This window comes from Mucilaginibacter sp. Mucisp86, from assembly GCF_047324315.1.
In the GTDB taxonomy this organism is placed as follows: domain Bacteria; phylum Bacteroidota; class Bacteroidia; order Sphingobacteriales; family Sphingobacteriaceae; genus Mucilaginibacter.
This window is the reverse complement of record NZ_CP168503.1, coordinates 6,859,082-6,885,948: the sequence shown is the minus strand read 5'-3', so window position 1 is coordinate 6,885,948 and position 26,867 is coordinate 6,859,082. Positions and strand designations below refer to the sequence as shown.

Annotated in this window: 14 protein-coding genes and 1 pseudogene; 9 read left to right on the top strand and 6 right to left on the bottom strand. The window is 42.4% G+C overall.

What is annotated here, in order from left to right; all coding sequences use genetic code 11:
• Positions 1–46 precede the first annotated feature (46 nt).
• Genes galA through ACEN9X_RS28430 form a run of 5 tightly spaced genes read left to right on the top strand, consistent with a single transcriptional unit; the run spans position 47 to position 11,175 of the window.
• Positions 47–2,914, top strand: coding sequence for a beta-galactosidase GalA (gene galA / locus ACEN9X_RS28450; RefSeq protein ID WP_413668355.1), 2,868 nt, complete (start codon positions 47–49; stop codon positions 2,912–2,914).
• Between the two features lie 32 nt (positions 2,915–2,946).
• Positions 2,947–5,103 (top strand): glycoside hydrolase family 3 C-terminal domain-containing protein, encoded by a 2,157-nt coding sequence (locus tag ACEN9X_RS28445; protein WP_413668354.1) that lies wholly within the window; start codon positions 2,947–2,949, stop codon positions 5,101–5,103.
• Positions 5,104–5,125: 22 nt separating this feature from the next.
• Positions 5,126–7,534 carry a glycoside hydrolase family 2 TIM barrel-domain containing protein gene (locus ACEN9X_RS28440; RefSeq protein ID WP_413668353.1) on the top strand — a complete coding sequence of 803 codons (2,409 nt, stop codon included), beginning with the start codon at positions 5,126–5,128 and terminating at the stop codon, positions 7,532–7,534.
• Between the two features lie 58 nt (positions 7,535–7,592).
• On the top strand, positions 7,593–9,632 hold the full coding sequence (locus ACEN9X_RS28435; protein ID WP_413668352.1) for a beta-galactosidase: 2,040 nt from the start codon (positions 7,593–7,595) through the stop codon (positions 9,630–9,632).
• Between the two features lie 31 nt (positions 9,633–9,663).
• Positions 9,664–11,175, top strand: a complete 1,512-nt coding sequence (locus tag ACEN9X_RS28430; RefSeq protein WP_413668351.1) for an alpha-L-fucosidase — start codon at positions 9,664–9,666, stop codon at positions 11,173–11,175.
• A 99-nt stretch (positions 11,176–11,274) separates the two neighbouring features.
• Here the strand turns inward: ACEN9X_RS28430 and ACEN9X_RS28425 are convergent, their stop codons facing one another.
• From ACEN9X_RS28425 to ACEN9X_RS28400, 6 genes are all read right to left on the bottom strand, one after another.
• Positions 11,275–12,099: an MBL fold metallo-hydrolase gene (locus ACEN9X_RS28425; RefSeq protein ID WP_413668350.1), complete on the bottom strand. Its 825-nt coding sequence runs from the start codon at positions 12,097–12,099 to the stop codon at positions 11,275–11,277.
• A 79-nt stretch (positions 12,100–12,178) separates the two neighbouring features.
• On the bottom strand, positions 12,179–13,039 hold the full coding sequence (locus ACEN9X_RS28420; protein ID WP_413668349.1) for a helix-turn-helix domain-containing protein: 861 nt from the start codon (positions 13,037–13,039) through the stop codon (positions 12,179–12,181).
• A 208-nt stretch (positions 13,040–13,247) separates the two neighbouring features.
• A complete protein-coding gene (locus ACEN9X_RS28415; protein WP_413668348.1) occupies positions 13,248–14,714 on the bottom strand; it encodes a cellulase family glycosylhydrolase in 1,467 nt (488 codons plus the stop codon).
• A 364-nt stretch (positions 14,715–15,078) separates the two neighbouring features.
• Entirely contained in the window at positions 15,079–16,293 is a 1,215-nt protein-coding gene (locus ACEN9X_RS28410; RefSeq protein ID WP_413668347.1) for a glycan-binding surface protein, read from the bottom strand.
• A gap of 35 nt (positions 16,294–16,328) precedes the next feature.
• On the bottom strand, positions 16,329–17,936 hold the full coding sequence (locus ACEN9X_RS28405) for a RagB/SusD family nutrient uptake outer membrane protein (RefSeq protein WP_413668346.1): 1,608 nt from the start codon (positions 17,934–17,936) through the stop codon (positions 16,329–16,331).
• An 11-nt stretch (positions 17,937–17,947) separates the two neighbouring features.
• On the bottom strand, positions 17,948–21,109 hold the full coding sequence (locus ACEN9X_RS28400; RefSeq protein ID WP_413668345.1) for a SusC/RagA family TonB-linked outer membrane protein: 3,162 nt from the start codon (positions 21,107–21,109) through the stop codon (positions 17,948–17,950).
• Between the two features lie 1,160 nt (positions 21,110–22,269).
• Between ACEN9X_RS28400 and ACEN9X_RS28395 the strand changes: the two genes are divergently transcribed.
• From ACEN9X_RS28395 to ACEN9X_RS28380, 4 genes and pseudogenes are all read left to right on the top strand, one after another.
• Positions 22,270–22,956 carry a hypothetical protein gene (locus ACEN9X_RS28395; RefSeq protein WP_413668344.1) on the top strand — a complete coding sequence of 229 codons (687 nt, stop codon included), beginning with the start codon at positions 22,270–22,272 and terminating at the stop codon, positions 22,954–22,956.
• A gap of 21 nt (positions 22,957–22,977) precedes the next feature.
• Positions 22,978–24,480, top strand: a pseudogene (locus ACEN9X_RS28390) (TIM-barrel domain-containing protein); the annotation flags it as partial.
• Positions 24,472–25,116, top strand: a complete 645-nt coding sequence (locus tag ACEN9X_RS28385; protein WP_413671166.1) for a DUF5110 domain-containing protein — start codon at positions 24,472–24,474, stop codon at positions 25,114–25,116. The pseudogene ACEN9X_RS28390 and the gene ACEN9X_RS28385, both read left to right, overlap by 9 nt.
• A gap of 88 nt (positions 25,117–25,204) precedes the next feature.
• Positions 25,205–26,794, top strand: a complete 1,590-nt coding sequence (locus ACEN9X_RS28380) for a GH39 family glycosyl hydrolase (protein WP_413668343.1) — start codon at positions 25,205–25,207, stop codon at positions 26,792–26,794.
• Positions 26,795–26,867 lie beyond the last annotated feature (73 nt).

Genomic DNA, 26,867 nt, shown 5'->3' with positions numbered 1-26,867 from the left:
CATTGATATTCATATTCATAACCTCATCCAAATCCATACTTACAAAATGAAACCTATCCGTTTACTGTGTTTTTTAATTTTAGCTTTCGTTGTTACAGAGAAAACTGCTGCCCAATCTCCCGAAACATTAGCTTCAAAACGCCAACATCTATCTATGGATAATGACTGGCGGTTTGCTTTAGGCCATGCTTATGATCCCTCAAAAGATTTTTACAACGGCACGGGTGGCTTCTCTTATTTGGCCAAAACAGGTTACGGGGATGGCGCCGCATCAGCGGAATTTGATGACAGGGGCTGGCGTAAAATTAATCTTCCGCATGATTGGGCCGTTGAGCAACCTTTTAGCCCCAAGGGTAGTTTCAGTCACGGATCAAAAGCAATCGGCCGCAACTTTCCTGAAGCCAGTGTGGGCTGGTACCGCAAAAGTTTTGTTGTTCCGGCTAATGATCTTGGTAAACGGATATCTATTGCATTTGATGGCGTTTTTCGGAACAGTATAGTTTGGGTAAACGGCCATTATCTGGGCACCGAACCGAGTGGGTACAACAGCTTTGAATATAATATTTCTGAATACTTAAACTATGGTGGCAATAACGTCATCGCTGTACGAGCCGATGTAACTATGGAAGAAGGCTGGTTTTATGAAGGTGCAGGTATCTATCGCCATGTTTGGCTTAATAAAACAGGTCAACTGCATATCGTTTCTGACGGAACATTTGTTACAACCCAGGTAAAAAACAACATCGCCGATGTTACTGCAACATCCGCCATCATCAACGACGATAAAGAATCAAAGAATTTTAATGTAACCCAAACTATTATTGATGATAATGGAAAAACCATCGCAACAAAAACAACTACCGGGCTTAGTTTGAAGCCTTTCGCGTCGCAGGATATCAAAAGTGTTTTAGCCGTTAGTAACCCCAGGCTATGGGGTATCGAAAGTCCAAACCTGTACAAGCTGGTAACTACTGTTGAAGAAGGCGGAGCAGCTACAGATAGCTATAGAACAACCTTTGGGATCCGTAGCATCAGGTTTGACGCCAATGAGGGTTTTTTTCTGAATGGAAAGCATGTTAAAATTAAAGGTACCAATAATCACCAGGACCATGCCGGTGTAGGTGCCGCCATCCCTGATGCTTTGCAGGAATTCAGGATTCGTGCCTTAAAAGAAATGGGCTGTAATGCCTATCGCTGTTCGCATAATCCGCCAACACCCCAACTGCTGGACGCATGTGACAAGTTGGGGATGCTGGTTATTGACGAAAACCGCTTAATGGGTGTGGCATCAACCCAACTAAATGATCTGAAAAGAATGATCCGGCGCGACCGTAACCATCCCAGCATTATCAGCTGGTCGATAGGGAACGAGGAGTGGGGCATTGAAGGTAATATTACCGGGGCGCGAATAGCTGCTACGATGCAGGCTTTTGCCAAATCGGTTGATTCAACGCGCTACATCACCGCAGCCATAAGCGGTGGGATTGGCTCGGGAATATCAACCGTGATAGACGTGCTGGGATATAATTATGTTGCTACTAAAAATACCGACGAACAACATAAAAAGTACCCTAACCAATTTAGCTGGGGTACCGAAGAAGGGTCAACAGTTGCTTCAAGGGGAATTTATGAGGATGATATGGACAAGCATCAGCTTGTAGCGTATGACAGAAAGCAAAATGATTTTTTCTACAGCCTGGAACAGGGCTGGAAATACTACGCTGCGCGTCCGTACCTGGCAGGAATGTTCATTTGGACAGGTTTTGATTACAGGGGTGAACCCACACCTTTCGGATGGCCTTCTGTTGGGTCATATTTTGGGATGCTTGATGCCTGCGGTTTCCCCAAAGACGATTACTATTATTTAAAGTCATGGTGGACTGATCAAACTGTTGTGCATCTGCTGCCGCACTGGAACTGGCGCGGTAAAGAAGGCCGGGAAATACGGGTGTGTGCTTATAGTAATTGCGACGAGGTAGAGCTTTTTCTGAATAAAAAGAGCCTCGGTAAAAAAACTATGGATTTAAACGGGCACCTGGAATGGCAGGTGAAATATGAGCCGGGAACGCTTGAAGCGATAGGTTATAAAAAAGGTATAAAAGCAGGTAGCGACGTTGTTAAAACTACCCTGGATCCGGTCAATATTAATTTACGGGCTAACAGGGATGTCATCAAAGCCGATAGCAAGGATATCGCTTTAATTACGGTACAAACTACTGATAAAAATAAGCTGAGGGTGCCAACGGCCAATAATGAGATAGGCTTTTCAATTGAAGGGCCGGGTAAAATTATCGGTGTTGGTAACGGAGATCCCACCTCGTTGGAGCCTGACCAATACTTAGAACGGATCAACCTGGTTCAGATAGGCAGTTTTAAAGAGAAGTTCGTAGATGATTTAAATGTGAATGCCGAGGTTGCAGCCGACTACGATGACAGTAGCTGGCAAAGTGCTTTTAAAGATACCCGGGACGATGAATTTGGCCGAAAGGTGAAAGCGATAGTTTACAGGGCGGGTTTCGTCATGCCTGCCGATGGTGCTGCCGCTACTGCTACATTTTTTAATAAAAATATAGGCAAGGTACAAAGCATTTATATCAACGGTAAAGAGATAGGTCATGAAATCAAAGAGAATGCCGGGAAAACTGAATTTAAACTTGAAGCCGCACTACTGCACCCTGGTAACAACACCATCGCTATTGTGGCCACGCCGTTGCTTAAAGCTAATATCTGGGCAGGCGTTAATACCGATCCCGGTCTGATTCAGTTGGTTTACCCTGCGGCCCAATACAAACGAAAACTGTTTAGCGGGTACGCCCAGGTTATCGTGCAATCAACAGGGCAACCCGGAACTATAGTTTTAAAAGCAACCTCACCGGGACTAAAGCTGTCGGCTATTGAGATAGTAGCTAAATAATGTTAAAAAGTAACTCTAAAGAAATAATATTTATGAAATATACAATTGCCTGTATTATAGCGCTTTTTTTGTTCGGTAAAGTTTCGGCACAAAGTAAAGACGAGGCGGCCCTTAAAGCTAAGATCAACGGTATCATCAGTAAAATGACACTTGAGGAGAAGATAGCAATGCTGCATGGAAATGCCTTGTTTTCTTCGGCAGGTGTACCCCGTTTGAGCATTCCTGAACTCACATGCGATGACGGGCCTTTAGGTGTGCGCGAAGAAATAAAACGTTTTGACTGGGCTTCGGCTAACTGGACAACTGACTCCGCTACTTTTTTGCCCAATGGTTCGGCAATAGCGGCTACATGGAACCCCTTAATGGCTAATAAATATGGGGTAGTGATAGGGGAGGAAGCGAACGCCCGTAAAAAGATTATAATGCTTGCGCCAGCCTTTAACATCTGCAGGATGCCCCTTTGCGGTCGTACGTATGAATATTACTCTGAAGATCCATATCTAAACAGCCAATTGGCTATTCAATCCGTAAAAGGGATTCAAAGCCAGCATGTAGCAGCCTGTATAAAACATTTTGCCGCAAATAACCAGGAGCTTAACCGTGATAGCGTAAATACTTTAGTTGATGAAAGAGCTTTACGCGAAATTTATTTCCCGGCATTTAAAGCGGCGGTACAGCAGGGGAATGCTTACACGGTTATGTCGGCCTACAATAAGTTGAACGGTTACTGGTGTTCAGAGAATGATTTTTTATTAAACAAGGTATTAAAAAATGAATGGGGCTTTAAAGGTGTGGTCATGTCTGACTGGGCCGGGACGCACCATACGGTTGCTGCTGCAAACAGCGGCCTTGACATTGAAATGGGATCAAGCGGGCCGTATGATCAGTGGTATTTTGCCAAACCTTTGTTGGCAGCTGTTAAAGCAGGCCAGGTTTCTGTAAAAACTATTGACGATAAAGTGAGCAGGATTTTATGGTTAATGTATCATACCTCCATGAGTGCCAATCATCCTAAAGGATCTATAGCCACGCCTGAACACGCCAAAGCCGCGTACGAAATTGCATCGGAATCTATCGTTCTGCTAAAAAACGACAACCATCTATTGCCTTTAAAAACAAGTGCAATTAAAAGCATCGCTGTTATAGGCGATAATGCCACACGTACATTTGCTTTGGGAGGTTATGGTGCGGGTGTAAAGGCTAAATATGAGGTTACCGCGCTGGAGGGTATAAAATCAAGATTCGGTAAAACCGCCAATATTAGTTTTGCGCAGGGTTACAGGGCAAATTACATGGCAAGTAAAACTGACGAACAAAACCGTGGCTACGACAAACCTGATCAGAACCTGATTGATGAGGCCGTAGCGCTTGCAAAAACCAGCGATGTTGCCATTTTGTGTGTAGGCTCAAACCGTGAATATGAGAGCGAGGGCCATGATCGCAAGACCCTGGAGCTTCCTTTTGGCGAACAGGCCCTGGTTAATGCGGTGAGCGCCGTTAACCCTAACACTATTATTGTCATTATGGCCGGCGCACCGTATGATCTGGGTGAAATTAAAAAATCAAATCACACTATCGTGTGGTCATGGTTTAACGGATCGGAAGCGGGGAATGCGTTGGCCGATGTATTAAAGGGAGTTATCAATCCTTCGGGCAAGCTGCCGTTTACTTTCCCTGTCTCGTTACATGATTCGCCTGCATTTAACCTGGATACATATCCTGGTGAGGGCCTTACGGCTGACTATAAAGAAGGTGTATTGGTTGGATATCGCTGGTATGATACTAAAAAAATAGAGCCTCAATTCCCTTTCGGCTATGGTCTTTCCTATACTGATTTTTCTATCAGCAAACTTTCCACAGATAAATCAAGCTATAAAAAGGATGAAACAATCCATGCGATTTTTACGATCAAGAATACAGGCAACAAATCAGGCGCCGAAGTTGTACAATTGTATGTAAATGACCCTGTTTGTTCGGTTTTGCGTCCAGAAAAAGAGCTTAAAGCTTTTGAAAAGATATTTTTAAAACCCGGTGAATCAAAGACGGTAGAAATGCAGGTAAAAGTTGCCGACCTTGCGTTTTATGATGAATCAAAGAAGGGATGGAATGCTGAAACCGGCGACTACATTCTTGAGCTAGGTAATTCATCCCGTAATATTATTCATACAACAAAAATTGTAGTTAAATAACCTTGTTAAACATTTCATTTTTATGAAAGCAATAATCATAGTCATCCTGTCCTTGACCGGCGGTATGGTAAGTTTCGCACAAACGCCGGGTGGTATTGAACGAAAACAACTGTTTGATTACAATTGGAAATTTAAGCTGGGCGATGATTCTTTGGCTAAATTGAAAAATTTTAGCGATACAGACTGGCGTAGTCTTGACTTGCCACATGACTGGAGCATCGAAGGAAAGATAAACCCTAAAAACCCAACAGGTGGTGCAGGCGGTTATTTTCCAGCAGGCATTGGCTGGTATAGGAAAACGTTTAATGCCATGCCTGCATGGAAAGGAAAAAGCGTTTCCATTTATTTTGAAGGCGTCTACATGAATTCAGAGGTGTTTATCAACGGGAAATCACTCGGAGTCCGTCCTTATGGTTATTCTTCATTTAGGTATGATCTGTCACCTTACCTGGATTTTAGTAAAGAAAACGTGATAGCTGTTCGTGTAGATAATTCACAACAAATAAACAGCAGGTGGTACAGTGGCTCGGGGATTTACCGCCATGTTTGGATGAATATTGCCAATCCTTTACACATAGCCGATTGGGGAGTTGCGGTTACAACGCCTCAGGTATCTTCAAAACAGGCCTCTGTACAGGTTAAGGCTACGATAAAAAACGAAACGGCCTTTTCACAAAGTATTGCCGTAAACACCCGGCTGCTATCCGGGCGTTTTAAAGATGCGGGGAATAACATGATGAGGTTAACATTACCGGCTTATAGCGAAAAGGAAATAACACAAACTATAAAAGTATCAAATCCCCTGTTGTGGACACCGGAAACCCCCAATTTATACCAGGCACAGATCCAGGTGTCGAAAGGTAATGAGCTCGCAGATGAAATGAAAACCACATTCGGTATTCGTTCCTTAAAGTTTACAGCCGAACGTGGCTTCCAGCTCAACGGTAAAACTGTCAAGATAAGCGGTGGGTGTGCACATCATGATAATGGCTGCCTGGGAGCCGCCGCTTTTGACAGGGCAGAAGAGCGTAAGGTGGAGTTGTTAAAAGCTGCCGGGTTTAACGCAGTAAGAACATCTCATAATCCCCCTTCCGAGGCCTTTTTAGACGCTTGTGACAGGTTGGGTTTATTAGTTATTGATGAGGCTTTTGATGGCTGGAGAATCGGTAAAAACAAGCACGATTATTCGGTATATTTTGATAAATGGTCTAAACTTGATCTGGAAACAATGGTGCTGCGCGACAGGAACCATCCATCAATTTTTATGTGGAGTATCGGTAATGAGGTGGTTGAGCGAAATAAGCCAGAGGCTGTTGTGACCGCTAAAATGCTTGCGGGCACTGTTAAAAACATTGACAGCACAAGGCCTGTAACATCGGCAATTGTAAAATGGGGTAACGACTGGGAATCGTTGGATTCGCTTATGGCGGTTCATGATGTTTGCGGTTATAATTATCAACTGAAAAGTGCGCCTGCTGATCATGAAAGGGTTCCTTCCCGCGTTATTTTTCAGACAGAATCATATCCGCGCGATGCTTTCGCCAACTGGAAACTGGTACAAAACAACAATTACATCATAGGTGATTTTGTATGGACGGCGATAGATTATTTAGGCGAATCGGGGATTGGCCGTTGGTATTATTCGGGCGATGTGCCCGGAGAGCATTGGGAAAATGATTTTTTCCCCTGGCATGGTGCATATTGCGGAGATATAGATTTAACCGGATGGAGGAAGCCGATATCACATTACAGGAGCCTGCTGTACAATAATAAAGAGAAGCTATATATGGCTGTCCGCGAACCCAAACCGGAGCCATTGGAAATCAAAGAAACCTGGTGGTCGGTATGGCCTACCTGGGAAAGCTGGACCTGGCCAGGTTTTGAGGGGAAGAATATTGACGTAGAGGTATATTCAAAATATCCCAAAGTGAGGCTGTACCTCAATGGTAAACTTCTCGGTGAAAAGTCCACAACAGAAAATCAGGAATATAAAGCTACTTTCTCAGTGCCGTATGTTTCTGGAAACCTAAAGGCAGTCGCCGTCGAAAATGATAAGGAAACAGAAACGGCTGTTTTGCAAACTTCCGACCAGGCCGCAAAGATCAAACTAATTGCCGATCGTAAAGAAATACTGGCTAACGGGCAGGATCTATCTTATGTAAGAATTGAGGTAACGGATAAGGATGGCGTAATTCAGCCGAATGCTGCAAATCGTTTGAATTTTAATATTGAGGGGCCGGGCATAATAGCAGGTGTTGACAATGCAGACATTAAAGATACGGACCCATATACAGGCAACTCACGCAAAGCATGGCACGGGCAGGCCATGATTGTTATCAGGAGCACCCATAATGCCGGTGATATTAAACTTACAGTTACTTCGGTAGATCTCTCTGAAGCAACTTTAGCTATTAAAGCAATTGGGAATTAATGCTTGTGAATAGTTAAGTATAGAAACTAAAAAGCAGAACCTGAACGATAAATCAGACATGAAAAAAACGAACTATATTTCGATTATTACCATCCTGTTGTTAATTAGCTTCAGGTTAAATGCCCAGCGGTTGTTTGTAGGAACTAATTATCACCCACATGATGATAAGAATATAGAAAAATGGAAAAGTGATATCCAACTGATGAAGAACGCGGGCTTCAGGGTTGTAAGGATGGGGCATTTGGCCTGGGATAGCTACGAGCCTTCCGAGGGGAACTTTGATTTCAAATGGTTCGATACACTAATGGACTTGATGGATAAAGCCGGTATTAAAGTAATTTTAGATATCGCCATTCGTCCGGCCCCGATCTGGTTGCAGCATAAATTTTCTTCCATAAACGTCACCGATCCTTCGGGCAACAGGTTATATCCTAACCACCGTTATATGGAAGATATCGGGGATCCTGATTATCAAAAGTATGCTATAAGATATGCCAATGCACTTTCAAAGAGATATGGTAACCATCCTGCCTTGCTTGCTTTTGGTATCGATAACGAGTCGGGAGACGGGCCGATATCTTATTCGGAGCAGGCGAGGTTACGGTTTATTGAATGGTTGAAACAAAAGTATAAAACCACAGCGCAGTTGAATATTGCATGGGCTGGTCAGCGTTGGTCGCGAAAAATTAATGAGTTTGATGAGGTTGGCCTACCTGCATCTGGCAATATCAGCGGACCGCCTGAAAGAGTGTTGGATTTCCGCCGGTTTGAATCAGATGAGATCAACGAATTTCTGATAAAAGTGATTGATAAAGTCAATACCAATGCTCCCAAAGCATTTGTGAATACAAACGCTTGGTACTACAGCGATAAGCGTTATTTCGATTATTCGCAAATTGCCTATTCAGGAAAAATGACCCGTGAAGGCTGCGGCTTCTACCCGGGAAACTCGTTGGTAAATAATTATGGATTGATGGATGCCACATTTGGAATCGCCAGGATCCAGTTTGAAAGTACAAACCCTTTTTGGTGCACGGAGTTTACCACAATGACAGCCGTTCCAAATTCCATCAGGAAATCCGCTTATGCATCACTGATGTACGGCAACCAAATGGTTTGCGGCTGGACCTGGCAAAGTATGCCAAGTGGAGAGGAGCAATACCTGGAAGGCATGATGGACTGGGATGGCGGAGTAAACAGGAAGTATGACGAATACAAGCAAATAGCTTCCGAGTTTAAGAAAATTGAAAAGTTTTTTCCTTATAAAGTTAAGGCAGATGTTGGTTTAGCATTTTCTTTCCCAAGTCAAATAGCAAGCAACGCATTCCCTGAGAAGCATGATGCACAGTTAGCCGAATGTTTTAATGTTTTTTTTAGAAAGAACATAGATATACGGGTGGTTGAAATTACCAAAAGCTCATTAAACTATAAATTACTGGTAATCCCTGGCGTTACGGTTATGGACTCAGCAACCGCTAAAAAGATCAGGGAATTTATTTATAACGGCGGTACCGTCATCATGACGGCCAATTCGGCGGTTACAAATGAAACAGGAAAGGTTTTTTCTACAACTCATCCGGGTTTGTTAAGCGATGTTTTCGGCATCCGTGTTTCAGGGTATGAAGAAACCGAGAATTTTAACGAGATCTCGGCAAAACACTTCCAAAACAAGGATATAGAGGTTAGTTTCGGTTCTAAGAACATTAAAACTGAATCAACCCGTTTCGATGTCATTTATCCGCAGGGTGCAAAAGTGCTTGGCAATATAACCAGTTTAGATAAAAGCTACCCGGCTATAACTACTAACAAATATGGCAAGGGGACCGCTATATATGTGGGGCTTCCCGCTAAATCTGCGTTGATTGAAAATTTGGTTGATAGTTTAAAAGAACCGCTTTCACTTATGCAAGGCCCTGAAGTGCCGGAAGGGGTTATGGCGAGATTTATTGATAACAAGCATATACTTTATTTAAATTTAACCGGCAACCCGCAGACTATCGACCCTAAACATGCATCTAAAAGTATATTGTTTGATAAAGATTATGCCGGAAACTTTTCACTTGCGCCCTATGAGCCCGAGTTTATTGAACTGCGATAGATTTTCCAATTAAATATAAATACCTGAAAAAATGATAACTAACCTTAGAAAGATTTTCGCACTTAGCTTCGTCCTGTCCGGGATGACGTTAATGCTGCACGGACAAGAACTATCCATTAATAACGGCCCCTTCAAGCCTTCTGATAGTTCTTTTAAACACTACCAATATCCTGCGTGGTTCAGAGATGCCAAATTTGGCATTTGGGCGCATTGGGGGCCGCAGGCCGTACCACGCCAGGGTGATTGGTATGCCCGTAACATGTACATTCAGGGCAGCGAACAAAATAAATATCACGTTGCACATTACGGGCACCCGTCAAAGTTTGGTTATAAGGATATCATACCTTTATGGAAGGCTGAAAAATGGGATCCTGCAAAATTGATGGCGCTATATAAAAAGGCCGGGGCAAAATACTTTGTTAGCATGGGCACCCATCATGATAATTTCTTTTTATGGAACTCTTCTCTGCACCGGTGGAATGCTGTACAAATGGGGCCTCATAAAGATGTAGTTGGCATTTGGCAAAAAGAGGCTAAAAAGAATGGCCTTAAGTTCGGCGTTTCCGAGCATTTGGGAGCAAGCTATACCTGGTACCAACCGGCACATAATGCCGATACATCCGGCGCTTACAAAGGCGTTCCATATGATGCGAACGATCCAGCTTATGCTGACCTATACCATCCTAAAGCAAAAGCAGATGACCGCGGCTGGTATACTACGGATACTGAATGGCAGCGAACCTGGTATAAGTCTATTAAAGAACTGGTAGATACTTATCACCCCGACCTGCTTTACTCAGATGGTGGGTTCCCGTTTGGAGATATTGGCAGGGACATGTTAGCCAATTTTTACAACGGAAATATGGCCTACAACAATGGGCAGTTCACCGCTGTGTATAACTGTAAGCAACCTTCGCAGGGTATGTGGGTAGAGGATCTTGAACGGGGTGTTCAGGATTCCATCAGCCCTTACCCATGGCAAACAGATACTTCTATAGGCGACTGGTTTTACCGCACCGGCCAAACCTACAAAAGCGGTACCGATATCATACGGATGCTGGTAGATATAGTAAGTAAAAATGGAAACCTGTTAATTAATATTGTGCAAACACCTGAAGGGGATTTGGAGCCCGATATGTTAAATACGCTTGATGAGATAGGTAAGTGGACTGCCGCCAATGGTGAAGGGATTTACGGATCACGTCCATGGAAAATATTTGGAGAACGCCCGGGGAATGCAGTAAAAGTTAAAACCGACAACTTTAATGAAGACCGGATGAAATACACGTCCGAAGATATCCGCTTCACAAGTAATGGCAACAAGTTATACGCATTTCTGCTTGACATACCGACCGCGGATATTCGAATTAAGTCGCTGGGTAAATCATCAACAGTAAATACAAAAAAAATACGCTCCGTGAAACTCTTGGGCAGTAAAGAAAAGATACAGTGGCAGCAGGAAGCAGATGCGCTTGTTATCAAAAAGCCTGTAAACTTGCCAGACTGGAAGGTATCAGGTTTTAGGATTGATCTCGCTGACTAAAATCTGCTTAAGATGAATAAATCAAAAGTCAGGCCCTCCCGTTTAAGCAGAGGGACTGACTTTTTTTGAAGAGTGTTGCCTGCAATTTTGGTATTTGTTTTAATGTTCCTGGCTGCCAAAAAGGATTGGGCTATAAATATCTATCAGCTTTGCAGCAGCGTAGGAAGGGTATGCAGCTAACAGGGATTGCTTGTAGTCTTCTGCGTTGTTTGCTTCGGAGAAGATTTTGCTGCTTTTGTCAAGATAGATCAGCGCATTGTCAATGGCAGCTTTGTCGGCAGGCGTACCGTGCCCCGGTAAAAAGATATCATATCCCTCAATTGCCGTTAGTTCCTTCAATGCTGTTTTCCAGCCATTAACAGGCCCTGTAATAAAGGCATGGGCATTGTGGTAGAGAATGTCCTGGGCAATTACAATTCCTAACTCAGGAAGCTTGATAACCAATGCGCTTGGCGATTCGGTATTTAAAACACGTTCAAAAACGAACCTGGTTCCGCCTATGATTTCTTCTCCCAGCTCAACAGCTTCTGTGGGAAGCGCGAGCTTACCGGCAATCAGGCTGCCCATTTGTTGTTGTTTTTGCTGTAATTCATGCGGGCCGTTTTTTAACAGCGATTCTATAATTTCCGGCAACGCGTAAACTTGTACGTCCGCAAATGCGTCGCCCATGCCCAGGTAGTGATCGGGATGGTCATGCGTTATATAAAAACGGGTTATAGGCTTTTGAAGACTGTCGGCTAATGCACGAAATTCCTGGCCATATTGAGCGAAAAACTGTCCATCCACCAGAATTAATTCTTCAGGCAGTTCGATAATATGTGTTGCGTTGGCAAACATTGGTGCCGGAGACACCAGCGTGTGAACCCTTACATCGCCTTTGCCTTTTACTATGTAGCTGGTTGCTTTTGGAAGTTGATTTGTCATCGTTTTATTGAGTTAAATATTACGATGCAAAACTAAAACCGCGAAAACCGGCAATACTATCAGTATGCTTTAGTTGTTATCAATTTGCATATTCCTGGCGATAACTGGCCGGGGATTGTTTGGTTAATGATTTAAAAAAGCGAACAAAGTTAGATGGCGCGGAAAAGTTATGTTCATAACTGATTTCCGAAATGGTTTTGCCGGTGGTTAATAAATCGCTTTTGCAGGATTTCAGCAGTTCATCATGGATTATTGCCAGCGCATTTTTTCCAAAGGTTTCCTGGCATAAATGATTAAGGCGGTTTCGGTTAATGCCAAGCAAATCTGCATATTGTTTAACCGTTTGCTTCATCCGGATATTCTGCCTCAATGATTCTCTGAATTTTAAAATTTCAATGTTTCGATAAAGGTTTCCCTTTAATTGGTAATGATCTGTATAGCTTCTGTTAACCAAGATAAGCAGTTGGTAAAGATATGCCCTCAATAAGTGATAACTATCAGTGGCAAGCAGATCAATTTCATTTTTAATGTTTTTCGATAACTCAAGCAATATATTTGTTTCTTCTTCTTTTAAGGGTAAAGTGGCTGAAGCTTCATAGTTGCCAAAGTAATAAAGCCGGTTCAGAAAATAATTATCTTTAAGAAAAGCTTCCATAAACTCCCCTTCAAATATTATAACCATACCTTCGGCGGAGCCCTGTAAGTGCCATTGCCGCGGTTGGGCAGGGGGTAAGAGTAAAGCTACCGGTCCGGCAAGTTCCAGTTTGATATCTTCCAGTAAAATGTGGCCGGCTACTTCCTTAAAGAAAAACATCTCATAAAAGGAAGTTGCGTGGAGCTCTTGCAATGATAAACTTCGATGGGCTATTTCGGCCACATTAAAGCAATCAATGAGCAATTCTTTACCATATTTATTTTTATAAAAATCAAACCGGATCATCTGTCAATCAATGAAGATCTGTAATTTAAGAAATCCAGCTAAAGATGGAAAAAGTAATTGAACCTACCGCCAATGCTGAGTCTTGCTGATCTTTAATTTGGCTAAAAAGTTAAACAGCTATTGAATCCGGCGCTGATGAGATTGAGGACGCCAAGTTAACTTGTAAACGTAAAAATGCCCGGGAGCAGTTGAAGTCCCGGGCATTTTTTTAATTTGCTCCTTGTTTGATAGCGGTTATTGTACGCTGATCCTTTACAGTATAATTTCTTCTGTCAAGCGCGCCGCCTGTATCCCAGAAAAATGGCAGCATACCTATCGTTGTAGCTTGCTTTGTAACATAAGTGATCCAATAGTCTACCGAACTTTCGTGTGTTGGCAAATCTAAAGGGACATGCGCTGTGTTGTCGCGCCTGTATGCACCATATTCACCTAAAAGGACAGGAATTCCCTTGTCAATGAATTTCGTCTTCATCAGGTTGAATGAGGCGTCAACATCGGCTTCTTCGCCCCAGGTGGCGTTTCGCTCAGGTTCGATAGCCGAGTGGTGCCCTGTGCCCCAATAATAGAACATTTTACCCCAGCTTGCATCATTGTCAAGCAGGCAGCAGAATTGAAATGGTGAGTAGTAATGCACTTCAACCATCAGTTTGGCTGTAGCCTGATCATGCGGAAGAGTGGTCATAAAATCGCTTGTTTTCTCCATATTAGTAGATGGCCCCTGCAGTACCAATACACGGTAAGCGTTTCTACCACCGGTTGATCTAACCGCATTAATAAAGGTTTGATGATAGGTAGAAAGTATTGCGGTTGTTGCGGCATCATCTGCTGCAGGCTCATTGGCGCTGGCAAACATCAAATGTTCGTCAAAATCGCGCATGGCCGTTGCAATTTGTTCCCATAATGCCTTTTGCTTAGCGTTAACAGAATCTTGTTTGGCCTGGGTAATATTATTTTCAAGCCAGCCGCCATCCCAGTGTATGTTCAGCAACACATACATATCATTATTTACGCAATACCCTACAACTTCCTTTACCCTTTTTATCCAGTTTGGATCTATTTGCGCGGTTGCCGGGTTACTTAAATGCCCCATGTTCCAGGCACAGGGAAGGCGTATGGCATTAAACCCCTGCTGTTTTACAAATTTTACATAATCTTCAGTGATCAGCGGGTTGCCCCAACCTGTTTCACCGCCCGAGGCTTCCAGTGTATTACCAATATTCCATCCCAATTTTATCTTCGCGGCAAGCTGAACTGCGTTGCTGCTCATGCCGGTTGCATCCGGAGCGATTGGCGAAGTATTGTAATCAGGAAAGAGATTAGCCGTTTGAGATACTTTTAACGTTCTCGCCTGTCCGTTTGATGAGTTTATGGTTAAGGTACTTGAACGGGTTGATCCTGTACCGTTTTCTGATAACGTTTTGATATGAATAACGATACTGCCGCTATTGCCCGAGGTAGTGCTTAACTGCAGCCAGGAAGAGCCTGGATTAACAATATTCCATGTTGCATTGCAGGAAATAGAGAAATCCTGTGTGCCACCTTCGGGTGTAAAAGTTATTGCTGTTTGGTTTACCGTAAGTTCCGGCGGTGCATTATTCGTTTTTTTACACGAGAGAAAGGATATCAATACAGCCGTTATTAAAAATACTGGTTTTAAGAAAAATGTTTTTTTCATTTTTTAAATGCTTGGTAATAAACTTTTTGTTTGTTTTTGCATGCGATATGGATTTGGGTTAGGTACGTATTTGAAAAACTACGATATATAATCATGTGATGTAGGCAGCACAGGTTATTGTGTATAGTACTGTTGGCTCGTCGTTGTTAAAAAATGCCGGGGCCGGTTTACAGCCCCAGGCATCCACCTTATATTCAACTAACTTTTACTTTTTGTGATAACCGCTGCTTTTATTATGAGCAGTTAAATTCTTTGCGGAATTGCGCTGATTGCGGTTTTTTTTGCACTTATGAGTTTTGGTTAAAAAATGCCGGGACCTGTTAGGGCCCCCGCGCATTCACTTATAATCAACTAACTCTCTCGCTTATTTAATTCTTACTACCCTGATATTATCAATAGCGGCCTCGAAATTTTGGACGGTACTTGAGCCATCATTAATAAATTGGAATTCAATGCCGCCTGCACCGGTTGAACCAAGAAAATCCGTAAGACTTGTGGCAGGGAAGCCTTTATTATCAACAAAGCTTGTAAACGGAATCGTAACCGTTTGCCAACCCTTAGTTGTAAATGCGGCGGTTGCGCCCGAAGCCGTTTTCCATGGGCGATAAAGAGCTGCATAACTACCGTAATCTTTCAAAATTTGGATTGAGCCGTTTGTCCATGGCTTGGTAGCTGATATCTCAAACTTAACAGCATAATGGCTCAAGGTGTCTTTTAAATTAGCTTGAGGTACCCATTGTGCCGAATTTATATTAATTGAGCGGCCGCCATTCCACCATGACCAGTCACCGGCAGGAACATTTGACGCGTTCATAATACCGTAATAACCTGTGTTGCCGGGATAGCTGGCAGAACTATTGGAAGTATTCGATCCCCACGAAAAATTGTTTATATTATCGTAATTATTCAGTACTCCGTTTACGAAATTATGCACCGAATAAACGGTAGCAGCTTTACCTGATTTTGTTTCAATACTTACAATACCTCCGGTTTGCGCGATGCCCGCAGGCACAGCAAGGGCGATGCTGGTACCGTCATTTGACGATTTAAAGCTGGTAATATTAATTCCGCCGTAAACTACACTTTTAACAAAGAAAAAGCTAAGCCCGTTGATCCTAACCGAATCGCCCGGATTGGCCTCCTCGTTGGAAACGCCTGAAATTGTGGGGGCAGGGGCGACTATAGGGAACGAAAACGTGGTTTGGCCATGGTTGGTAATGTACTGTATGGTATTCAGTTTATCTGAAGGTACGGTCGGGAACGCAATAACAGCCGGAATCAGCGCGATAGCGCTTGTATCGGAAAACCAGGCATCATTGAAAGATCCTTTTACACCATCAAAATTGATAGCAAGCGCACCTTTTAAGTTCTTACCCGAAATAACTATCCATTGGCCTGTACCCACGCTGCTTAAGAGTGAATCGCCGGGATGGGCAACATAATTGCGAATAGAGGTAATTACCGGGGTACCCTTTGATGATGACGAATCATCCTTTTTGCAGCCAGACTGCATAAAAACCACTGCAGCAAGCACGGCAAGCAGCAGGCAGCTTTTGATATAATAATTTAATTTTTTCATGATTTTAAGAATTATCTAAACGATTCTGATTGCAATTAATAATACGGTACAGGGGCCTCCAACAACTTAGGATCCGCCGTTTGCTCATTTGCCGGTATAGGCAGCGTGAACGTATTAATGCTTGGCGGCGTTATAATCAGGCTATTGGCTGACGCTGTTTTAACTCCCGTAGCAGGATCATAGCTAAATTGCGAACGGGGGATATACGGCACTGCATCTTTTGTAGGTGTTATTTGCTTACTAATTATCGAGATTGCCTTGTTAGGGTCGTAATAAGAAAGGCGCACCAAATCAAACCAGTACTGGCCTTCAAACGCCAGCTCAATCCGTCTTTCCTTCATGATGATATCAGGAGTAAGCTGGGTAACAACATCAACACCTGCCCTGCTGCGTACCTGGTTGAAGTACATCAACGCATCAGCGTTGGTAGTAGATGCATTATTGCCTAATAATGCTTCGGCATAAATTAAATATACATCTGCAAGGCGTAATACAGCATTATGCTCAATAGATGACCAAAGGTCCATCGTGGGCGAATTATTATCTGCCGCGGTGCCAACTACGTGTTTTTTAACGTTTACACCGGTTGCCGTGTAGCCGCCGCCTGCCGCGTTAAGCTCAGGATACTTATCACCGGTAAGCATAAATGTAGCTTTGCGGCGTACGGAGTCCTGGGTAGTATATTGGTTTGCAAGATCTATTGTTGGGCCAATTGCTCCGCCCCAGCCACCGCCGCCGGTAACAAGGCTGCCGCTTGGTGCAAATTGGGCTTGTATGGCATTACCTTGTCCGTAACCTACTCCGGGTGCCCATTGATAGGCAAATAATGATTCAGAATTATCATTATACTGTGTCCGGAAAAGATTATAGTAATTTGGCAAAAGAGATAAACCGCTGGTTTTGCAAACATTGCCGGCATAGTACGCGGCGCTGTCCAGATCAGATTGATTGCGTGAGCCCTTTTGGTTTAAACCGGCCCTGCTTAAATAAACTTTTGCCAGCATACCCTGTGCCGACCAGGTTGTAACACGGCCAGGCTGATCAGTTCGGGGCAAATTAGCAACCGCGTATCTTAAATCGTTAATAATAAACTTATATACATCCTCAAGCTTATGGCGAGGTACCAATGGATTGGCAATCAGTTTGTCATTATCTTCTATAATCGGCACAGCGCCCCATAATTGGGCAAGATAAAGGTAAGAAGTAGCACGGATAAATCTGATTTCGCCAATGGCGCCTGTTTTACTTTTTACAGATACACTATCCGGCATTTTGGTATTAATAGCTTTAAGATTGATATTACAATGTCCTATAACATTGTAAAAACTTTGCCATGCCGATGTTAATGTTCCGTTTTGTGGCGTGATGGAAAAGGTAGTGAGCTGAACAAGGTCGCCATTATATGGCTGTAACATGTTGCCGCTCATGATATCTCCCATACCAAGCAATGGGAAGTTGTTCCAGGTAGCCCAGGGCTGCGCGTAAAGTGTAGCCGTAGCCAATCTTAAATCCGAACCGCTTTTGTAAAAGTTATCGGTAGTGATACCGGTTAAAGGGGGGCGGGTGAGGTAATCTTTTTTGCAGCTGCTTATCATAATTATACCGATAACCAGCAGTGCTATATTTATTTTGATACGTTTCATAAATCTTGATTTTAATTGTTTAGGGATAAATTGAGGCCAAATGTGTAAACACGCGGCTGGGCGTAATATCCATTATCTATACCTGCTGCTAATGGGTTCCATGAACCAATCTCAGGATCGTAGCCGGTATATTTGGTAATGGTGAACACATTGGTTACGTTGACATATACCCTTAATGATCTTAATTTGATCTTATTTAAAAGGTTATTTGAAAAACTATATCCTAAAGCGATGCTTTTACACTTTAAAAATGAGCCGTTTTCTATGTATTTGTCAGAGAAGCGCTGGTTATCGTTACCGCTGGCCTGGCTAATACGGACAATATTTGTAGATGGGTTTGTAATGTATACGTTATTAATATCTGAGCTTGAACCAGCCGGGTCAATCAATCCGATTTTTGCATAGTTGAACACAGACGGGAAATAGCCAAAGTTTTGATTCGGGTTATCGCCGTTAACCTTTAACTGGTTATAAACTTTATTACCATAATTGCCGGCCATAAAAATATTCAGGTCGAAGTTTTTATAGTTGAAACTATTATTGATACCAAATTGAAATTTAGGCATAGGCGAGCCCAAAAAGGTTTGGTCGCTGGCGTCAATTTTGCCATCACCATTGATATCTTTAAAAATAACATCACCTACCCAAACACCACCTGAGCCAGGCGTTATAGGTATAGGGCCGCTACCATTTTGAGACAATGCCGGGTATTTTGCAAAATCGGCGGCGTTTTTATAAATGCCCAGTACCTGGTAACCATAAAATTCGCCGATTGAGCGGCCAACAACTGTTTTGGAAACTGTTCCGTATATAGCAGGGGTGCCGTCAACCAAAGCAAGTACTTTATTGATATTTCTGGTAAAGTTGATGTTGGTGTTCCAGTTGAAGTTTTTTGACCGGATATTTTGTGTGTTAAGTGAAAACTCAAAGCCCTTATTGCTCACTGCGCCAACGTTTACATATGGGGCCTGCACCGCGCCGGGTGAATATCCGCCGGCAGCAAATGTGCCTGAATAATACGGTAGGGTAAGACTAAGCAAAAGGTTATTGGTTTTGCGGTAATAAACATCGCCGGTTAAGCTGATCCTTCCGTTTAACACAGTCGCATCTAAACCAACGTTATATGATTTTGTAGTTTCCCACTTGATGTTCGGGTTTCCGGTTGTTGTAGTTATTTGCGAATTACCCGATAAACCGGTGGATATTGTGCTTAGCGTTGAACCATAAGCATATTCAGCAATATTTTGGTTGTTTACCAATCCGTAGCCGAGCCTAAGCTTAAGATCATTGATAGCTTTTACATTTTTAAGAAAGCTTTCGTGGTTAACTTTCCAGGCAAGCGCGCCGGAGTAGGTAGTATTCCACCGGTTGGCTTCAGCAAATTTCGATGAACCGTCATGACGTACGGTTGCAGTTAACAAATAGCGGTCGTCATAAGTAAAGTTAGCCCTGCCAAAATAGGCTTCTAAAGCGCCCTGTCCTTTAACACCCGTATTAGTTGCAGTTGTTGCGTCACCGCTGCTGATTGTTTGTACGTTATTACTTGCAAAATTGGTTCGTGTAGCCGATATGCCGCTATTTTTAAGTAATTGGGCTTCATGGCCGGCAACTACGTTTACCCAATATTTTTTTGCAAACGTATGCTGATAGGTTAAATAATTTGAAATTGAGTTATAAAAATTTTGTGCGCTTGAAGCCGTACCGCTATTATTGCTCTTGGTATAAGCACCCATAACATAGCTTGGGTTAAAGTAATCCTCAGTTGCAAAATCGAAGTTCCCGGCTACCTCGTTACGCAGGGTTAAATCCCTTGTAAATTGAATTTCTGCGTAAGCATTGCTAAATAGTTGGTAGCGGCTTTTAAAATCTTTAACAATTGTTGCTATTGCAAAGGGGTTAGTGCCCACGGCACCATAAATATTAGGATCATTACCTCCCCATGTGCCGTCAGGGTTTTTTACAGCCACATCGGGCGTTTGGTTAAGCGCCTGCAAGATCACACCTGTATTGGAAGTGGTAACATTTTCGGCTACATGCGCCATATTCAAGTTGATGCCAACCTTTAACCAATCGGTGGTTTTATTATCAATATTTGCTTTAACCGAAGTACGTTTAAAATCCGAACCCAGTGCTATACCTGTTTGTGAAAAATAAGTTCCTGATATATAGTATTTTGTTCTATTATCGCCGCCGCTGATGGATAAATTGTGGTTTTGCATTGGAGCTGTACGGAAAAGCGCTTTTTGCCAGTTGGTACCCGGTCCAAGATATTGCGGATTTGCATATTGCGGCCGCAGGTCATAACCGATAATCGCCGATTTCTCATTCATGAAGGTGGCGTACTGTCTTAAATCCATTACGTCATAATATTTAGGCAATTTTTGCCAACCCTGATAGCCGTCATAACTGATAAGCGGGGGACCTGCAGACCCTTTTTTAGTGGTGATAATAATTACGCCGTTAGATGCTTGCGAACCGTAAATGGCCGTAGCCGAAGCATCTTTTAACACATCTATCGAAGCAATATCTGATGGGTTGATGCTGGATAACGGGTTAGTGCCATTGCCCGGAATGGCCGATTGTCCATTCGGCGGGATCTGTACACCATCAATTACATAAAGCGGAGGTGCGCCTGTAAAGCCGCCTAAACCACGGATTTGAACGTTAACATCACCACCAGGCTGGCCCGACACCTGTTGCACAACTACACCTGCTACCCTTCCTTGCAAGGCTTGATCAAATGTGGTTGGTTGCGCTTTTAAAATGTCTGCAGCTGTCACCGACGATATCGCGCCGGTAAGATCATTTCTTTTCCGTGTGCCGTAACCAATTACAACAACTTCGTTTAGGTCGCTGGTTGAAGGTTTGAGGGCTACATTAATAACCGTAGATGAGCCCACGTATATTTGCTGCGAATTATAGCTTATAAAACTAAAAATCAGGATGTCACCATTTTTGGCATTGATGGTGTAACTGCCATCCGCTCCAGACAGCGTGCCTATTGGCGAATCCTTTACTTTAATGGTTACGCCTGGCAGCGGCTGGTTATTGTCCGCGCCGGTAATTCTACCTGTAATTTTAACGCTTTGTGCGAAACCTGTGAGGTTTAACAGCAGCAAAGCTGTAAACAGGAGTAATACATGTCTTAATCTTTTTCGTAAATCTTTTTCCATGTTAATTGGGGTTCATAATTGTTTGGTTAATTGGTTTGTTTATTAAGTTTTTGGCTTTGATACACCTACGCTATGTTTCACACTAAAGCTGTTGATGGGAATCGATGACATCTTGAAGCAAGTTCATCACGCATGCATGCTTTTAAAATTCGCATGCAATACAAGCATAGCCTGACTGCGAATGAAATATTTATAATGATTCCTGAAGTGTGATTTTAACGATCTACCGTGCGAATAGCACAGGTGCTTATAAGTACGCGTTTGAGCATAATGCTTAGTTTAAATTAGGTTACTATTAAAATTGGTTATCTCGTCTTAACCATTGTGTTGGTATCAGACAGGCGGCAGTGACATAGAACAAATGCCGCTTTATAGAAGATAAAATTAGAGGGCTCGTCGCAATCGATTGTTTACAAATAGGGATACAAATGTTAATCTTGGTTAATGTGTTGATTTTCAGTATTTTAAACTGATTGTTTGTTGGAATTCAGACGAAAACAAGCCAAAATGATTAACAAAATGGGTTAAAAAAGGAGCAGGAATTCAAGATTAACTTGAGTAATTGGGCACTTTATTGGTAGAGATTTGCCATGAAAGACAATTAATTTATTATGAAGTAGTGTGGAAACACTTATCATTTATAAAGCAACATAATATAGTACGCAGGATACGGTTGGCGTTGTCAATGTCTTTTAATAAACTGTAATGCCATCATTGGAACTGTTTAAACTTGACAGTTTTTTTATGCAGAGACGCATAATTGCGTCTTCCACAGGAAAAGCCGCTTTGCAAGAGGTTTAACTACCTTGACTTGTATACGCGAGACGCAATTATGCGTCTCCTATGTTTGTCATCAAACTTAAACAGCTTTATAGAAACACATCAAAGGCCTCGGTCACTTAGCCGTTTGGTTTAACATTAAGTTATTGAGGGATATGTAAAGAAGTCTGCTTGTTTATCTCATTCTTATGGAAGCTATCCAAATGTTAATCGACTAAAAATGGTTAATTAACATTTGTGGCCCTATTTGTAAACAATCGATTGTGTAACCACTTTTACCTTTAGCCCCATCGAAAAACGAGAAGATTTTGTAATCGTCTTGTGCTATTATGGACCTGTTTATTGGTGTAACCAATATTATAACCTATTTAATTAATACTATGCTAAAGCGTATACTACTGTGTACTTGTACTTTTTTTTCAGCTGCTTCATTTACGCCTGCTGTTGCCCAGAATGTTTATAAAAAAGTAACCGACGGAATTATTGTTAAACTGCCTAAAAAATCAGCGCAGGATGCCGGCCTGCTCAGGTTGCAGGTTATTTCTGATAAAATTATTCATGTAACGGCAACTCCCGAAAGCTCCTTTTCAACAAGTAAAAGCTTAATGGCAATTGACGGTGCCAAATCTCCTGTTTCCTGGAGTGTTGTTCAAAAAGGTAATCAGTTATTGCTTTCAACATCATCGGTCATTACACATGTTTTGTTGCCTCAGGGTACGGTGAGCTTTACCGATAAGGCAAATAAGCTTATTTTAGGTGAAAGCGCCGACCGGACATTTCTTCCTGTATCAAATAATGGTGAAAGCTCATATCATATTGTTCAAAGCTTTAATAGCCCGGCCGATGAAGCCATTTATGGTTTAGGTCAGCATCAAAATGGGATCGTAAACTTTAAAAACCAGCATCTGGAATTGTTCCAGAACAATACAGAGGTAGCTGTACCATTCCTGGTTTCAAGTAAAAATTATGGTATCCTGTGGGATAATTACTCTCTAACTAAATTTGGCGATATCCGCGATTATCAGTCTATTTCGGGGTTGAAGCTATTTGCCGCAGATGGGAGTTAAGGCTGGCTAACTGCTACCTATGTTAAAAAGACAGATTCTACTGCTGTTTTTGTGCAGCGTCCGGAATCAAACATCGATTATTCTTTTTTGGAGGATATGAAGAATTTCCCCAAGGATTATAAATTGGGAGAAGGAAAAGTGAGCTGGACGGGCTCCATATCATCAGCATACACCGGCAGCCATCAGTTTTGGCTCAAATATGCAGGTTATGTAAAAATATGGATAGATGGTAAATTACTGGCCGATCGCTGGAGGCAGGGCTGGAACCCGGGTACCGCGGTATTAAATGTCGATCTGATTAAAAATAAAAAATACCCCATTAAAATTGAATGGCTACCCGATGCAGATGAATCATTCATCGCATTAAAGTGGTTAAGTCCACTAAGCCAGGAGCGGCAAAATAAATACGCATTCGACTCAGAATCGGGCAATGAGCTCAATTACTATTTTGTATATGGAAAAAATGCTGACGACGTTATCAGCGGATATCGCATCATTACGGGTAAAGCTGTGATTTTGCCACAGTGGGCAATGGGTTTATGGCAAAGCCGTGAGCGCTATAAAACCCAGGATGATGTACTGAATACTGTAAAGGAATTCCGCGACAGGAAAATACCGCTGGATAACATTGTTCAGGACTGGTCATACTGGAAAGAAGACCAATGGGGCAGCCAGGAGTTTGACGAAAACCGGTTCCCGAATCCTGTAGGAATGATCAGCACACTACACGATCAGTACCACACTCACTTTATGATTTCTGTATGGCCTAAATTTTATGAAGGAATTGAAAATTATAAATACTTTGATAAAAATGGCTGGCTGTATAAGCGTAATATAGCAAACCGCCAACGGGATTGGGTAGGTAAGGGGTACTTTTCTACGTTCTATGATACTTTCAATCCAAAAGCAAGGGAGGCTTTCTGGAGGCTGATGAATGAAAAACTGTATACCAAAGGAGTGGATTCATGGTGGATGGATGCTTCAGAGCCGGATGTAACTTCGAACCTGAATGTACAAAGCCGCAAAGATTTTATGAATCCCACTTATTTGGGGTCGTCAACACAATATTTTAATGCTTTCCCGCTGCAAAATGCAAAAGGTATTTATGAGGGGCAACGCGGAACCAATCCAAATACGCGTGTATTCCTGCTAACCCGTTCAGCTTATCCAGGCTTGCAGCGCTATGCAACAGCTACCTGGAGCGGCGACATTGCTGCCCGTTGGGACGATATGAAAAACCAGATCCCGGCCGGGATCAACTTTGCCTTGTCGGGTATACCTTACTGGACTATGGATATTGGTGGTTTTGCGGTAGAGCATCGCTACGAGCAACCAAACGAAAAAGATTTGGCCGAATGGCGAGAGCAAATAACACGCTGGTACCAGTTTGGTTCATTTGTACCTTTATTTAGAGTGCATGGCCAGTTTCCGTACCGCGAAATTTATAACGTAGCTCCCGAAAACCATCCTGCTTACCAGAGTATGCTTTATTATGATAAGCTACGCTATCGCTTAATGCCTTATATCTACAGTTTAGCAGGCATGGCATACCATCGTGATTATACCCTGATGCGCGGTTTAATAATGGATTACGGGCAGGATGAAAACGTAAAAAATATAGCCGATGAGTATCTTTTTGGAACGGCTTTGCTCATTAACCCGGTTTATAAATATCACGCCACTAACAGAGGTGTTTATTTACCAAAGGGGAACGGCTGGTATAATTTATATGATGGTAAATACACAGCCGGAGGGCAAACCATAACGGCAGATGCACCTTATGACCGCATCCCGGTATATGTAAAAGAAGGTTCAATTATCCCTTTTGGTCCTGAGATACAATATACCGGTGAAAAACCGGCCGATCCGGTCACCTTATACGTATACATGGGTAAGGATGCGGAATTTACGCTTTATGAGGATGAGGGCACCAACTATAATTATGAAAAAGGCGCATTTAGTACGATACAATTGACTTATAATGAGGCAAAAAAAACGTTAACCATTGGCGACAGGAAAGGAAGTTTTGCCAATATGATAAGCAGCAGAAAGTTTAACGTAATATGGGTTAACAAGGATAAAGCCGTTCCGCTGCAATTTGAATTGAACGACGTGCAGCAGGTAAAATATGAAGGGGAAAAAGTAATACTGAAATTTTAACCTTTAAATCACTTGTTAACCGATTAAATCCGGAATAAAAATCTAATTATCAATTGTCTCCTGGTATAGGGAGTATTCAATGCTCAATATGAAAAAGAAAATTTTACCGATTATTTTAGGTAGCCTGCTTTTTAGCAATGTTTTTGCCCAAAATAACAATCTAAATAAAACGCCTAAGGCAAAAAGGATAATCAGCCTTGATTTTAAAAAAGAAAAGGGAAGTTTTAATACCTCGTTTAAAGAATGTGTGGGGGCGGGGCGTGCAAATGAGGGTTTGAGGGCTGATTGGCAGCAACAATTGGCCGTTGTACGAAATGAATGCGGTTTCAAATATATCAGGATGCACGGCCTGCTTACAGATGATATGGCTGTTTACCGCGAGGACAGGAATGGAAACCCGGAATATAACTATCAATATGTTGATGCCCTGTACGATTATATTTTGAGTATCGGCATGAAGCCTTTTGTAGAATTAGGGTTTATGCCCGGTGCGCTGGCAAGTGGTAATAAAACCATTTTTTGGTGGAGAGGGAATGTAACACCGCCCAAAGACTATAAGAAATGGGAAGGCTTGATCAGGAACCTCACTCAGCATTTTACCGAACGCTATGGAACTGATGAGGTTAAGACATGGTATTTTGAAGTTTGGAATGAACCCAACCTGAAAGATGGCTTTTGGACAGGTTCTCAGGATGACTACTTCAAGCTTTATCATTATAGCGCACAAGCCATTAAAAGTGTAAACCAGGCCTATAAAGTTGGCGGCCCTGCTACAGCAGGAGCAGCGTGGGTACCGGAAATGATAAATTTCTGTAGCAAAAATTCGGTGCCGATTGATTTTGTCAGCACACATGCCTACGGCGTTAATCAGGGCTTTTTAGATGAATATGGTTCAACCGGCACTGTACTTGCTAAAAATAAAGAAAGCGTTAGCGGCGACGTATGGAATTCACGCAAACAAATAAAAGAATCTGCAATTCCCGACCTCGAACTACATTACACAGAATGGAGCTCATCATATACCCCTGCCGATCCGATACATGATAGTTATCACGAGGCGGCATACATACTTGAAAAGCTTAAACAAACAGGGGCTGCCGCCAACTCCATGTCGTATTGGACTTTTACCGACATTTTTGAAGAGGCAGGGCCAAGGTTTACGCCCTTTCACGGCGGGTTTGGTTTGCTAAACACGCAGGGAATAAAGAAGCCGGCCTTTTTTGCTTATTCCTTTTTAAATAAATTGGGTGAAACCGAGATAGCTAACCAGGACAGTTCATCCTGGGCCTGTAAAAATAAAAAAGGTGACGTTCAGGTGCTGCTATGGGATTATACTTATACCTTACCCGATTCTGTTAATAACCAATCTTATTACATCCGTGATCTGCCCGCTAAGTCAAAAGGAGACGTTGAATTGGTTATAGCCGGCATGCCCGGTGGAAAATACAGGTTAGAGGTTTACCAAACAGGGTATAAAGTAAATGATCCTTACACCAGCTATCTTTCGTTTAATAAACCGGATCAGCTTAGCAGAGCCCAGGTTGATTCGCTTAAAAGGCAGAATAATGGTGCTGCAATTCTGAAAGAGGATATCACAGTAGGGACTTCAGGAAAGTTTTCAAAGAAACTTCAGATCAGGGAAAATGATGTTTTCCTGATCAATATGATTAAGCTTTAACAGCTATTCAATTTACTGGGTTTGTATTTATATGAAGCTCATGGTTGATGCTTTTGTCGCCGGTGCTGAACAT